Source organism: Reinekea sp. G2M2-21 (genome assembly GCF_015687175.1).
Lineage (GTDB): Bacteria > Pseudomonadota > Gammaproteobacteria > Pseudomonadales > Natronospirillaceae > Reinekea.
Window position 1 is genome coordinate 1 of the sequence record NZ_JADPQG010000014.1, and the last position, 13,779, is coordinate 13,779.

Annotated in this window: 8 protein-coding genes; 7 read left to right on the plus strand and 1 reads right to left on the minus strand. The window is 47.8% G+C overall.

Annotated elements, in window-relative coordinates; translation table 11 throughout:
• The first annotated feature begins 229 nt into the window (after positions 1 to 229).
• The 7 genes from IYN85_RS24965 (at position 230) to IYN85_RS24995 (ending at position 12,953) form a co-directional block, all read left to right on the plus strand.
• Positions 230 to 2,908, plus strand: coding sequence for a family 16 glycosylhydrolase (locus IYN85_RS24965; protein ID WP_196161704.1), 2,679 nt, complete (start codon positions 230 to 232; stop codon positions 2,906 to 2,908).
• Positions 2,909 to 2,983: 75 nt separating this feature from the next.
• Positions 2,984 to 4,234: an ABC transporter substrate-binding protein gene (locus IYN85_RS24970; RefSeq protein ID WP_196161705.1), complete on the plus strand. Its 1,251-nt coding sequence runs from the start codon at positions 2,984 to 2,986 to the stop codon at positions 4,232 to 4,234.
• An 18-nt stretch (positions 4,235 to 4,252) separates the two neighbouring features.
• Positions 4,253 to 7,669, plus strand: coding sequence for a hypothetical protein (locus IYN85_RS24975; protein ID WP_196161706.1), 3,417 nt, complete (start codon positions 4,253 to 4,255; stop codon positions 7,667 to 7,669).
• 44 nt (positions 7,670 to 7,713) lie between these two features.
• Positions 7,714 to 8,712 carry a LacI family DNA-binding transcriptional regulator gene (locus IYN85_RS24980; protein ID WP_196161707.1) on the plus strand — a complete coding sequence of 333 codons (999 nt, stop codon included), beginning with the start codon at positions 7,714 to 7,716 and terminating at the stop codon, positions 8,710 to 8,712.
• A gap of 705 nt (positions 8,713 to 9,417) precedes the next feature.
• Positions 9,418 to 10,167 (plus strand): MerR family transcriptional regulator, encoded by a 750-nt coding sequence (locus tag IYN85_RS24985; protein ID WP_196161708.1) that lies wholly within the window; start codon positions 9,418 to 9,420, stop codon positions 10,165 to 10,167.
• 234 nt (positions 10,168 to 10,401) lie between these two features.
• On the plus strand, positions 10,402 to 10,962 hold the full coding sequence (locus tag IYN85_RS24990) for a hypothetical protein (protein WP_196161709.1): 561 nt from the start codon (positions 10,402 to 10,404) through the stop codon (positions 10,960 to 10,962).
• Positions 10,963 to 10,994: 32 nt separating this feature from the next.
• Positions 10,995 to 12,953 carry a hypothetical protein gene (locus IYN85_RS24995; protein ID WP_196161710.1) on the plus strand — a complete coding sequence of 653 codons (1,959 nt, stop codon included), beginning with the start codon at positions 10,995 to 10,997 and terminating at the stop codon, positions 12,951 to 12,953.
• A 108-nt stretch (positions 12,954 to 13,061) separates the two neighbouring features.
• On the opposite strand, the gene IYN85_RS25000 is transcribed toward IYN85_RS24995, so the two are convergent.
• Positions 13,062 to 13,775 carry an NUDIX hydrolase gene (locus IYN85_RS25000; RefSeq protein ID WP_196161711.1) on the minus strand — a complete coding sequence of 238 codons (714 nt, stop codon included), beginning with the start codon at positions 13,773 to 13,775 and terminating at the stop codon, positions 13,062 to 13,064.
• Positions 13,776 to 13,779 lie beyond the last annotated feature (4 nt).

The following is a 13,779-nucleotide window of genomic DNA, read 5'->3' on the forward strand; positions in this document are numbered from 1 at the left end:
TGAGGATCACTTTGTGCGGTGTTATTTATACGACTGACCGACGGATCAGTCATGAAAGTTTCGGAGCAGTTAAATGCGAAGAAGATTGAGTCGTAATTGCGATAACCATGGCGTAGTCGCATCTTTTTGGGTCTTCGGACCCAAGCTTTTTCTCTCTTTTTTTGACACTCCAATGTAAGCGCTTACATCCAATGATGTGAGAAATGTTAAAAACCCAGGAAAAAATGTGATGAAAAAAATAAGTACAAAAACAACATCGCTGTTCGCTGTAACGCTGGCAGCTCTTCTAGTCACCGGTTGTCTTGAGGAAAAACCGAAAGATGACGACAACAACGATAATGGTGATCCAAACACCGAAGAACCCGATTTCTACGAGGAAAAAGGCTGGCACCTGGTGTTTGCCGATGAATTCGAAGGCACGGTCATTGATGACAGTAAGTGGGCTTTTGAAGTCAACTGTTGGGGCGGCGGCAACAATGAAAAGCAGTGTTATGTTGATGGTCCCGACAATGCATTTGTTGAAGACGGCAAGCTGCACATTAAAGCTATTCGCGGAGAGCACACCGGCGCGGTACACAATCCGGACAGCGCAGAATATGACCCAGCCGAAACACAAACCCAGCCTTTTACTTCGGCTCGCTTAAGAAGTGTGGCGCCAAATGCCTACGTCGAGGGCGAAGATACCAGTTTTTCTTTCAAGAATGATTGGAAATATGGCCGCTTTGAAATTCGAGCTAAATTGCCATCTGGTCAAGGCACTTGGCCAGCGGTTTGGATGCTACCAACGGATTGGGAGTTTGGCGGCTGGGCAATGTCAGGTGAGATTGACATTGTGGAAGCTGTTAACCTGAAGGCAGATCGAGATTTAAGCGCTGAAGACAATGATGAAACGGGTGTTATTCCTGAAAATCGCGTACACGGAACTTTGCACTACGGTCGTGCATGGCCTGGTAACGTTTATACCGGCGTCGAGTATGATTTTGGTGATGTCACGGTCAACCCTGCGGACGGTTTCCATACCTATGCTGTTGAATGGGAAGAAGGCGCGATTCGTTGGTTTGTTGACGACATTCATGTATCCACGCAGACGCAAGAAGGATGGTATACACACTATCAAGATGAAAGCGGCGTCTGGCAGACAAGCGGCACAACGGCAGCGCCTTTTAATCAAAAGTTTCATTTGATCATGAATCTGGCCATGGGCGGTGCTTGGGCTGGAAACGTCAATGAAGGTGGAATAGACGATAGCATCAGTGAAGCGGAAATGGTCGTTGACTACGTTCGCGTTTATCAGTGTGAAGATGACGCAAGCGGGGTTACCTGCGGCACTAAGGGTGCAGAAGGTACTTACACGCTTCAGTCTGGCGTTGTAGAACCAATGTTGCCGGTTGCCGCAGATTTCACCGCAGATCCTTTGGTTATTTTTAGTGATTTGCTCGTTGGTGATTGGCAAATGGCTAAATGGGACGACGCGGATGGCGGTGATGAATACAGTGTTGTCGAACCCACTGATTCATCTGATGGTTATATCGATCTGGAATTTTCAAATACAGGCGTCATGTACCTCTATAGTAATGAAGGAAAGTTAGATGACTTTTCAAATTACGCTGGAGATTATTCGTTCAAAATACGTTGGGTTGACGGTACTGCAACGGGTTTAAAAGTTGGCATTAGCGACGACAAAGGAAACTTTGCGCATATTGTTTTGGACCAACAGTATTTCGGTGTTTCAGGGTCTGATCAATGGACGTCGGTTACGATTCCTATGACCGATATGATTACGAATGCCCCAGCCTTAGATCTGTCCCGTATTAATATCGCCGGTAAATTTGAACAGGTTGGCGGTACTGATCTTCATGTTCAGATAAAAGATATAGTTGTTTCCAAAGGTACTTATGTCCCCGTTGAACCTGAGGGCTATGGATACCAAGTCGTACTTAGTGAAGCGGATATTGCAGAGGGGTTTACCGCCGACCTTTATCATGGATACCTTGAAGCGGCAACAGATACAATATCAGTTGAAAGTGGCGTGATTAATGGTACTCATGTTGGCGGTGGTAACATCTCATTGAAGTCTACATCCGGAGCCCTGGATTTGTCTGACTTTGTTGAAGGTTCATTGAACTTTGATTTGCGCATTGTCGACATGGGAACTGCTACTGACGTCCTTATTAAAATGGATACGGGTACTTGGCCTAACGTAGGGGATGTAGCCCTAAGCGAGACTGCAACTGGACTACCTGTTGATAGTAACTGGGCTAGCTTCTCAATTGACGTTGCAGACTTCATCGCGAACGACAACAGATTGGATGGATCTGGTGTCTTTGATATCACAACCGTGTTAGCGCCTATAGTAGTTGAAGCATTTGGTGGCGGAGATTTGCAAGTTGAGATACGCAACGTGAACTTAACTCGGCCACTGATCATGTCCTCCGATAGCATTGCTGAAGGATTTACTGCTGATCTGTATCACGGCTATCTTGAAAGCTCGACTGACACAATTTCAGTGGTAGATGGAGTGATAAATGGCACTCATGTTGGTGGTGGCAATATCTCATTGAAATCTACTTCTGGAGCGTTGGACCTAACTGATTTCTCTACAGGTTCACTGAACTTTGACTTGCGCATTATCGATATGGGTACAGCGACAGATGTGCTGATTAAAATGGATACGGGTACTTGGCCAAACGTTGGAGATGTCGCCTTAAGTGAGACGACTACCGGATTACCAACGGATAGCAATTGGGCTGCTTTCTCAATTGATGTTGCGGACTTCATTGCGAACAACAACAGGTTAGACGGATCAGGTGTCTTCGATGTTTCAAATGTGCTAGCGCCCATCGTAGTTGAAGCATTTGGTGGCGGAGATATACAAGTTGAAATTCGCAATGTGAATTTGTCGATTTAAGTAACTAGTAACGTTCTTGGAAAACCGGCGGCTTACCGCCGGTTAATTCGCTTTTTTAAATAGAGAAGTATCGCTATGAACATGACAAAAATAACAAAAAGTATTGTTTCTAGTATTGTGTTATCCGCAGCGTCGATAAGCAGCGCAGTCATGGCCATGGATCTGGTTATGGCCACAGATGAAGAAAATCGTTCTGTACTGCAAACGACGATTGCAATGCGTACGGACAATCAATGGAACGTCTCCGCTTATGATGGTTCAAACCTGGCCATGGTGGATGACATACGCGCCCGCGCGGTTACCTCGACACTGCCAAATGCCGCGCAGATTCCAGGTGCGACCATTCGCCGTTGGGCAGCGTTAGGTTTTATTAATAACCTGGGAGCGTCTGCGTACTCAGGATCTTGGCAAACCCGGTTACCAAAAACCATCCAGGAAGACATATCCTTCCAAGACAATGTGTTTGCCGTACCAACCCAAATACACCGCAGTAATTGGATGTGGATGAATGATAGTGTTTTGCATAATGACACTCAGTCAATTAATCCGCCCCGAACCTGGGCAAGCTTCTTCGAATTACTGAACAATAACGCGACCGGTCGTCAGGCGAACATCATCACAGTCAATGACCCGTCTCAAAACGCATTGATATTAGAAGCGTTGATTCTCGGGTTAAAGGGACCTGAGTTCTATCAAAAAACCTTTATCGAATTTGATTACACTGTGCTGAAAAGCGAAGACATGGTGGATGTGTTCAAAATACTTGAAAAGCTTCGACCTATGTTAGCTCGGCCAGGTTACGATGATTGGCAAAGTGCCAGTCAGGCTTTGATACAGGGGAAAGGGCAGATTCTATTTGCCGGTGACTGGATTAAACCACTGTTTGTCGACAAAGATGGTGCTTTGCCGGAGAGCATCGTTTGCGAGCCATTACCGGAAGCGTCTGCTACCTTTCTTTATAACCTGAACAGTGTGGTTCTGTTTAAAGAGACCAATGACAAATCGTCCGATGAGTTGGCCCAGCTGTTGTTTACGGAACAGTTGTTAACCGACCTTAATTTACGCGAAGGGTCTATCCCTGCTCGCCTGGATATCAGTCCTTGGGGCTTTGACCGTTGTGCCGTTCGAGCGATGCGAGAGTTTCGTTCATCGCACACGATTAACACGTTACAGCCAAGCCTGGCAGCCGGAATGGCAGCGCCGGAAGGCGTCCAAAAGAGCGTGTACGAGGCTGTAAATGCATTTATTACCGACAATTCAATGACTGCTGAAGAAGGGACAAAATCTCTTGCCAAGGCGATTCGAGTTGCCATCTACAAAATTTAAGTTTTTTGAGGAATACCCATGTCAGTGCAATCCATTAACACGATGAGTCCGGTAGCTGAGAAGGACGCATCTGAAGTCAAAGGTCAGTTTTGCGATTACCGTGGTCAACGGTTCTATAAAATTGATAACTATGATCAGATGCCGCGATTTTTTATGTCGGTGGTCAGTGCCTACGATCATTGGTTATTCATCTCCAGTAACGGAGGCCTCACCGCGGGTCGCCAGAACGCTCAAAAATCTTTGTTTCCTTACTATACCGAAGACAAAATCAGTGACATGGCGCATTGCACCGGTCCAATCACACTTATCCGTGAAAATGGTCAGCTCTGGCAACCTTTCGAAACCGCCAGTTTGACCGCGAAACCTGGGCAGCGCACGTTGTATAAAAGTGCACTTGGCGATCAGCTGTATTTTTCTGAAACCAAACAGGGCTTGTGTTTTGAATACGGTTGGTCTTTCAGCGAAACGTACGGCATCGTTCGCACCGTCACCTTAACCAATAACAGTGAACAAACTCGAAGTGTCGATGTACTTGATGGTTTGCAGAATCTTCTTCCCGCCAATATTTCATCGGACTCACAAAACGATAACAGTGTGTTGCTGGATGCGTATAAATCGGCCGACTATTATGACGAGAACGTTGCCGCTTACTACTTGAGTTCCCAGCTGACTGATTTAGCTGAGCCCGCGGAAAGTTTACTGGCTAATACGGTATGGCACAGCGTGGTCACCAACAATGTTGAAACCACGGTTTCCATCGATGCAAACGCACCACAAAAATTCGTTCAAGGTCTTCTGTTGGATACTCGTGATCGACAACGCGGTCAACGAGGCGCCTATTTCATTGAAACCCAATTAACGCTAGCGCCCGGTGAAAAAGCCGAATGGCATCTGGTGTGCGAAGTTAGTTTGGATGTCTCCAAAATTCAATCATTGCGCTCCAGCGTCAAACGGGGTCAGCTCGCTCAACAAATTCGACAGGACATTCTGCAAGGCTCGCAAACACTGCATACGCATTTGGCAAAAACCGATGCACTGCAAGCCAGTGAAGATGAGTTGACCGCAGTACATCATCAAGCCAATGCATTGTTTAATATGATGCGGGGTGGTTTTTTCGAAGACGGTTATCTGCTGGATAAACACGATATTCAAAAGTTTGTTGTGACTCGTCAACGTGCCTTGGGCAAAAACAGTTGGTGGCAAACCTTACCGGAATCTTTGTCCGTCCTGGAGCTGGAATCCAAAATCGCGTCCTGCGAGTCGGTTGATTTGCGACGATTAGTGCGTGAGTACCTGCCGATCAGCTTCAGTCGTCGTCATGGAGATCCGAGTCGCCCTTGGAATAAATTCTCTATAAACCTGAAGAACAACGCAGGTGAATCCATTAAAGATTATCAGGGTAACTGGCGGGATATCTTCCAGAACTGGGAGCCACTCGCCTACAGCTATCCGAAGTTTTTACCGGCGATGATCAGTGCGTTTTTAAACGCGACCACCGCCGATGGTTATAACCCATATCGAGTCACCCGAGACGGGATCGAGTGGGAAGAGCCAGAACCAGACAACGCTTGGTCAAACATCGGTTACTGGAGTGACCATCAGATTATCTACCTGTCAAAGCTGCTGGAGCTGCAGGCGGAAATGAATCCAGAGTGGTTAGCCAGTGCGTTTGCAGAACCACGTTACAGTTTCGCCAACGTGCCTTACCGGATTAAGCCGTTCGCAGAGCTGCAGAATGACCCTTATGACAGCATCAACTTCGATTATGACCTGAATGGCCGAATTGAGGCACGGGTAAAAGAAATCGGCACCGACGGTAAGTTACTGGCCGATGCTGAGGGTCAGGTCATTCATACCAACCTCATCGAAAAATTGCTGACACTTTGGTTGGCCAAACTCAGTAATTTTGTGCCCGATGGGGGCTTGTGGATGAACACCCAGCGCCCAGAATGGAACGACGCTAACAATGCGCTGGTTGGTTGGGGTCTATCGGTTGTAACCGTGGGTTACCTGCATCGTCATCTGAATTTTATGCGACAGGCGCTGAGTTCGTTATCGGGACAAGTGTCCTTGAGCGCAGAAGTGCATCAATGGTTTAACCAGGTCCAATCTGCCTTTAAAGGGTTGCAGTGTTCAGACGCGTCGCAGCGGTTCCAGATTATTGAAACGCTCGCGACCGACGCAGATCACTACCGCGCGCAATTGTATCAACGTGGTTTGACGGCAGCGACGAAGTCCGTTTCGGTCGAGGAGATCATTGCCTTTATTGACGCTGTGTTACCCGCGATAGCCTCAACCTTGAAAGCGAATCGACGTGGCGATGGTCTGTATCACGGATACAATTTGCTGCACATCGAAAACAAAGAAGCAACGGTGCAGTATTTGCCGTTGATGCTTGAGGGTCAGGTTGCCATTCTGTCGTCGAAGTTCCTGTCTGGTTCCGAAGCGTTGAACGTTTTGCAAGCACTTCGCCATAGTGATCTCTACCGGGAAGATCAACATACTTATTTGTTGTACCCGAACAAAGTACTGCCGAAATTCATCGAAAAAAACCAGATTGAATCGACATGGTTAGAAGACGTCTTGCAGTTTAAAGCGAAGTTACTGGCGGAACGAATTCTATTCCAAAGTGCCGACGGCCACTTCCACTTCGACGTTAAGCTGCGCAACGCCAAAGATTTAAAAGCTCGTTTAACCGATGTCTCACTGTCCGACACTGAAACACAGGCGGTTCTGGCATTGTTCGAACGTACCTTTAATCACAAATCCTTTACTGGTCGCTCTGGTTCGTTTTTCGCTTACGAAGGCTTGGGTAGTACCTATTGGCACATGGTGTCCAAGTTGCTGTTAGCCGCTCAGGAAAACTGGTTCCTGGCGCGTGAAGAAAACCCGGCCGACGCTGCAGCATTGGAAGCCTGCTACTACGATATCCGCGCGGGCATTGGTTTTAATAAAACACCTTCCCAATACGGAGCGTTCCCGACTGACCCCTACAGTCATACACCGGAAACGGGTATTGCACGTCAGCCTGGGATGACAGGGCAAGTGAAAGAAGAGCTAATCACCCGGTTTGGAGAGTTAGGGTTGGTCTGGCATCAGGGTGGCTTGCGAGTGCAACCGGGTCTGTTGAGAGCAGAGGAATTCCTGACCGAGGCTCGACAATTCAGCTACCTCCAAGTTGATGGTATCTGGCATAGCCTGGCGCTTCCGGCGAAGTCCGTTGCCTTCACGCTGGCGCAAGTACCGTTTGTTTACCGAGCGGTCGAGCCCAATCAACCACTCAAGGTTCGGCTTCAATTGGACAGCGGCGAAGTCATTGATTGTACTGCGGGTGTTATTGACAGTATTTGGGTTGAAAAACTGGCTCAACGCAACGGTGAAATACGGCAGGTAGATGTCGACTTTCCAATTGACAAGGCGGTTACAGGTGCGTAACACTTTACGTTTGAAACCGCTTTCATCATAGGAACCATTGCCACATGCCAACCATCAAAGAAGTTTCCGCCCTGGCTGGTGTTTCATTGGCAACGGTTTCTCGTGTGATGAACGGCAGTGACCGGGTTAAAGAAGAGACCAAAGCCCGGGTACGCCGGGCGATGGAAGAATTGGGCTATACGCCCAATTCGGCCGCTCAATCGCTTGCTTCTAACCGTTCTAATACCTTGGGCATGGTGGTGTCCTGGCTGGATGGTCCTTTTTACGGACCCGTCATGTCAGGTGTTGAAGAAGAGCTGCGCCGCTATAACAAGCACGTCATCATTGCCAGTGGTCACGGTGACGCAGAGCAGGAGCGGGACGCAGTCAATTACCTCAAAGCTCGCCAGGTCGATGGTTTGATCCTGTTAACTGAGTGCCTGGACCAGGACTACCTCAACAAATTGAGCGATGAACTCCCGATTTATCTGATTAACCAACATTACGATGGGCTCGACAAGCGCAATATGTTCCTCGATAACGAAGGTGGAGGATATGCCGCCACCAAGTACCTTATTGAGCAGGGCCATACCAAAATTGTCTGTGCCGCGGGGCAAGCGCACAAACAGGATGCCCGCGAACGCGTCATGGGGTACCGAAGGGCGATGGAAGAGCACGGTATACCCTACACCGAGGATTATATTGAACACACGGTTTTCGACCTGCCCGGCGGATTGGCCGCGATGCATCTGTTTGAGCAAAAGGGTATTGAGTTTACGGCTGTCACCGCAGGCAGTGATGAAATGGCCATCGGTGTATTGGAATGGGCCAAGCAGCATCATTTAACCGTCCCAGATGACATATCTGTGATCGGTTTCGATAATCAGTTAGTGGCTAATTACGTCAGCCCTCGCCTGACTACCATGGATTTTCCGGCATACGACATGGCAAAAGCCTGCGCGCGAATGGCTGTGCACGAGATCTACCACAAAAAAGAACCGAATGGCTTCGAGTTCAAACCCACATTGGTGGTTCGTAACTCTGTCGCGCCGCCTAAAGCCTAACTAAGATGAGTCGCTGTCCGGCGGCCAGTCACTCTTGTTCATTAAAGGCTTTGCCTTGTTAATGTATTCTTCAATTCCATCTTTCCCTTATCTTCAAAAAATTCTGCTTAGAAGTTGACTCTGCCCTAAGGTCAGACATTAGTGTCCTGAGTCAGAGGTTCGAATGAATTCAGCGTGCTATTCAAGTTCTATAGCTAGGCGTGTTTCGCAGTCAATGGTTATTCCATTAACAAGAAACAGAACGACGCTAGAGGGCGTGAATATCGCGCCCGAAGGGGGCGAATGGAAAACTCGATTACGGCGTTGCTCTTCTTGAAAAGATCTAGGGCAGCACTGAATAATTGCTATCTACCTCAGCGGGTGAAGAAATGCGCAAAATTCGAGGCAAGTTCTGCAGGCAATATTCATTATCTTGGCAAAGGACTTAACAACGAAATTTGCCATTTCAGCCCCGCCCTTCGGGTCATTCAGATCGGTGACTGAGCTTTGTTGTGTGTTTTGAAAAGGACTCGCCATTCCCTGCAACACACGCCTCGCTCATCCTCCGATCTGATAGGACTGAGGTGATTTGAATTAATCAGAGCTGCCCTAGAATTCTCTACGAAGAGCGCTTTGTACTAGCGCTTCCCATTGGCTCTGAAACGATACGAACTTCCGACTCAGGACACTTGTGTTCAATAACTCGACATTAAGAGGATGCCGTTCATGCGGAAATACAGTATTGGTGATGTAGCGAGAATCGCCGGCGTCAGCATAAAAACCCTACATCACTACGATAGGATTGAATTGTTGGTACCCACAAACCGTTCTGCAGCGGGTTATCGATTCTATAACGATGCCGATCTGGATCGCCTGCACAGCATTCTTTTATATCGAGCATTGGGTTTTTCATTGCGCCATATCGGTCAACTGTTGGCGTCTGACCCCAAAAACAAAATGTCCTTATTGCGGGCGCAGAAAACTCAAGTGGAACAGCATATTGAGCGCCTCACGGCGGTGCGCTTGCAACTGGAACAATCGCTTGAAGAAGAGGAACAGATAATGAGCCACAACAAATTTGAAGCTTTGAACGGCTTTGATCCCGACCAGTATGAAGACGAGGTTCAGTCTCGTTGGGGTGATACCGAAGCGTACAGAATATCCGCCAAACGGACGAAACAGTATACTAAAGAAGATTGGTCGCGTTTTGCTCAGCAACAGCAGGGCACTAATGAGCAAATGATCGCGGTGATGGAGGCCGGGCTTGACGCGAATAGCCCAGAAGCGATCGCCGCGGCCGAAAAAATGCGCCTGTTGATTGATACTTGGTTTTACCCCTGTTCTCATGAAATGCACGCACAACTTGGCCTGATGTACGTGCAGGACGAACGGTTTCGGCAAAATTATGAACAGCAGCGCACTGGATTGGCGGAGTTTATCCAACGGGCTACTCAAGCAAATGCTGATCAGTATTAAGGCGACTTAAGCCTGATCCCGCTCGGCTCGATTGCTTTGTTTGTCGAGCCGAGCAAGAACATGTTTAAACGGCTAAGTATGTGAATTGATTAACAGTTTGCAAAAATATTGCTCTATTTCAGATCAATAATTTGATCTCCCTCGCAAAAATGAAAATTCATCCCGCACACCTCAAGTCCGTTGTGACACAATGGCGCGCGATCGAAAATGGACTTAATTTCTTAGGATCAACTCATGAAAATCACACAATGGATTGTGTTAAGTATCGTCACGCTTACCTCAAATGCTTTCTGTATCGAATGGGATGCAAAACAACTTGAATTGGGCGCAGGTGTTGGTTTCGGCGCCGTGAAGCAAGAAAACTACAACGCCGGGCCCGTATTTTCGCTTTCAGCAGGGGGCAACGTTCCGCTCCTGGTTGAACAACATCTTCGCATGACCGGCCTGCTGTCTATCACGTATGCACCCATCTATGCGCAAGTTACCGATGATATAGGTGGCAACTTTACCTCGTTTAATAGTCAACTTCTGGTAGAACATGACCTTGCAATGGGCAGTAAAAAAGCCTGGTTCGGTCTAGGGTTACAAGCGTCGGCCGCCACCAATTTTGCCCAATTTCGGCTGCTGGATAGCGGTTACGAAACCACTCAAGATACCCTGCATTTTTCTGCCGGGCTGCTCAGCCGATTGGAAATACCGATCACATCCGTGTATTCAGCTGCGTTGCAAGCCGCCTATTCGCCGATGACCGCCGCACAAAATGGTATTTCGATCGGTCTGTTAATGCACTTCTGAACCCATAATTTATTTTATCCAAGGAGATTAGGATGAAACATTACCTGCTCGTCGGTGCTATGGCCGTTGCCCTGGCCGGATGCGTACAACCCCCAGAAGCCAGAAATTCTGCACCAACACTGAAGTTGGCTGCTGACATTACGAAAACATACCCTGGCAGTAATTTCCGCATTTCGGTTGACGAAGTTTCAGATGCTGAAGACAACGATACTGTGTCAATCAGCTGGGCTGCCTCTATCGACGGCGTATCCGTCGTGGAATCAACCAATGACTTTGGGGAGTTTTCAATCGACTTATCCGTCGCGCCAAACCAGACATTTAAGGTAACCGCAACCGCAGACGATGGTAAAGGCGGTAAAACGACGCAATCTGTTGATCTAAGTGTTGTGCCGGAGCCGTTTGTTATTTTGGATGCTGAAACAACGGTATTCAATTCTTCGGAATCTCATCCGATTTACCTGACAGGGGTATACAGTGCTAAAGCTGTCAACCTGAAAAGTGCGGATACGTTGGACAGCGACAATTACATCATTGATGTTTCGCCTAATGGGCAGTTCGTTTTTTACACGCAATTGATGGCGAATGCAGACTGGGTTGCTCGACTGTATGACGCGGCGACGAACTTGAATCACACCGTTAACATGAGTTTTACAGATATCGATGAATTGGCCGTTGAAACCTTTTGGTCTAATGATAGCAACTACCTTGCCATCAAAATGCCAAACGAATTGGATTCGGACAATGACGCGTTGTTGTGGTTTAGCACGAAAAATCTTACGTCCCTGACTGCAATAGAACCAAGTGTTGCTACTCTGAACTTCGAAACCCTGGTCTGGAGTGACAACGATGTCGACGCAGGAGAGCCGCCATACGCTGCCATAGGCAAAAAAGAAGTATCACGTGATGCGACAACAACACTAGGATCCATGAAAGTGTTTGACCCTGCCAGCGAAACACCCTTAACGGAGTTGCTGGTCGGAACAGGCGCAGATCCGTTGACATTAGTCACCGGAGCAAGCACACAGTGGACCAACAACCAGATGTTCTTCATAGGTTCAACGACCCAAGCGTTAACGGGACACATTACTAATTTGTATCGTTGGAAGCCAAGCACTGGACTGACAGAGAAAGTCAATGGCGCATCCACAAACGTCACCAAATTTACCGCTTATAAGGCGACCCAAATTGTTTATACCGCCAAGAATAGTGGCACAGCCGCTTTGTATTACTTTAACGGAGTAGAGGAAAGTGTGGTAACCAGTGGATCTTCGTCCAGTGCTACGTCGCTGGACTACGACTGGTCACCTAATGGGCGCTTGTTGGGAATACATGTCAGTACCTTCTTTTCGTCATGGGAGCCTCGCAATGGTGCCGTCGTGCATCTGCCAGTGACCAATGCCACAAACATTATTGTTTGGAATTGGGACAAAGATTACGGTTCGGTATCACTGCTGAACCCAACGGTAGCGAACGTTGAAAATACCTTGTACACAGCCACAACCACAGATCCAGACAGCGCCATTGTCGCCGCTGCTAATCTGAAAAGAATGTCCACCGCAGGCACAAATGTACCTGCCAGCATTTTCAACACGCTACAGCGTTCACCGGATGGTACCTGGCAATTGTTTTGGGCGTTGAAGACAGATGCGTCAGATGAGCATATCGACTTGTGGGCTTACAACACGGTCACCCAGGAAACTGCAAACCTCAGTCGACTGAAGGAAATGTATGAAGCGCCTGTCAGTGAAGGTATCTTCACCACCAAAGCAGGTTTCAACGACAGTGATGACTTGAAATGGGTGAATACCGATATCGTTTGGTTGAACAACAGTGAGTTGTTGTTCAAAGTCATGAGTATCGATGATGCCGCCGTAACCACACCTGAAATAGTCGACGTAAGAATGGTTTCGCTTGATACCCTGGCGATGCCGCGTTCGATTATTTTGAATCCAGAAACCAAAACAGAACTTACTCGAGTCGTAAGTCAGTAGTAACTTCCGGGGCAGAGCTCTTCTGCCCCTTTTTTTCGGGTTAATCTTTGCTGTTGGCTGGTCTGAAAAAAACAGCAGGCATAGTCGAAACAGTTCGTTTATTGATCTCTATTCATCCAAATTCCGAACAAACCGGAATGACTTTATTGCCGCCTTTGCCTTGTATAACGCTGCTGGTCTGCCGCGTTCCTGACGGACTTTGCCCGTATCGATAAACATGTCTGACGATTCGAACCGTCGAATGAAACTTTTTCGTTGGATCGGTTTCCCAATCAGGGTTTCATGCGCTTTCCGCAGGTCGGTAATGGTAAAAGGCTGTGTCAAACCAAACACTGGCACGAATGAATAGAGCGCTTTTTGGTGTTGTCGTTCCAACGCTAATCGGATGATGGCTGTATGGTCAAAGGCCAGCTTCATACGCAGTGCCTCATCTACTGAAAACCAGGCTGCATCGTCAACAGAATCAACAAAGTGTTCGCACTTTGCGTGGGGGATGAGCGCTGTGTACGCTGTGGAAACTGACCAACCTCTTGGGTCTCGTTTTCCAGACCCAAGTGTCGCCAACTGCTCCAAGTAACTGGCGTCTATCCCTGTTTTTTCTCGAATATTGCGCGAGGCGGCGTGTTCCAGTGACGGGTCTTGCGTTTGGTCGACAAAGCCCCCCGGTAAGGCCCAATGTCCTTTGTAAGGGTGGTTATTGCGCTTTACCAGTAACACAGACAACTCGTCTTTTATAAACGAAAACAACACGGTATCGACAGTGACCAGCACGACCGGATAGTCCTTTGGCTGGTATTCGTTAAGATATTGTTTTTCGTTCACTGCT

Bases quoted from the DNA above. Each gene is read 5' to 3' on its own strand.
- IYN85_RS24965 (WP_196161704.1), top strand. From the start codon at position 230: ATGAAAAAAATAAGTACAAAAACAACATCGCTGTTCGCTGTAACGCTG.
- IYN85_RS24970 (WP_196161705.1), top strand. From the start codon at position 2,984: ATGAACATGACAAAAATAACAAAAAGTATTGTTTCTAGTATTGTGTTA.
- IYN85_RS24975 (WP_196161706.1), top strand. From the start codon at position 4,253: ATGTCAGTGCAATCCATTAACACGATGAGTCCGGTAGCTGAGAAGGAC.
- IYN85_RS24980 (WP_196161707.1), top strand. From the start codon at position 7,714: ATGCCAACCATCAAAGAAGTTTCCGCCCTGGCTGGTGTTTCATTGGCA.
- IYN85_RS24985 (WP_196161708.1), top strand. From the start codon at position 9,418: ATGCGGAAATACAGTATTGGTGATGTAGCGAGAATCGCCGGCGTCAGC.
- IYN85_RS24990 (WP_196161709.1), top strand. From the start codon at position 10,402: ATGAAAATCACACAATGGATTGTGTTAAGTATCGTCACGCTTACCTCA.
- IYN85_RS24995 (WP_196161710.1), top strand. From the start codon at position 10,995: ATGAAACATTACCTGCTCGTCGGTGCTATGGCCGTTGCCCTGGCCGGA.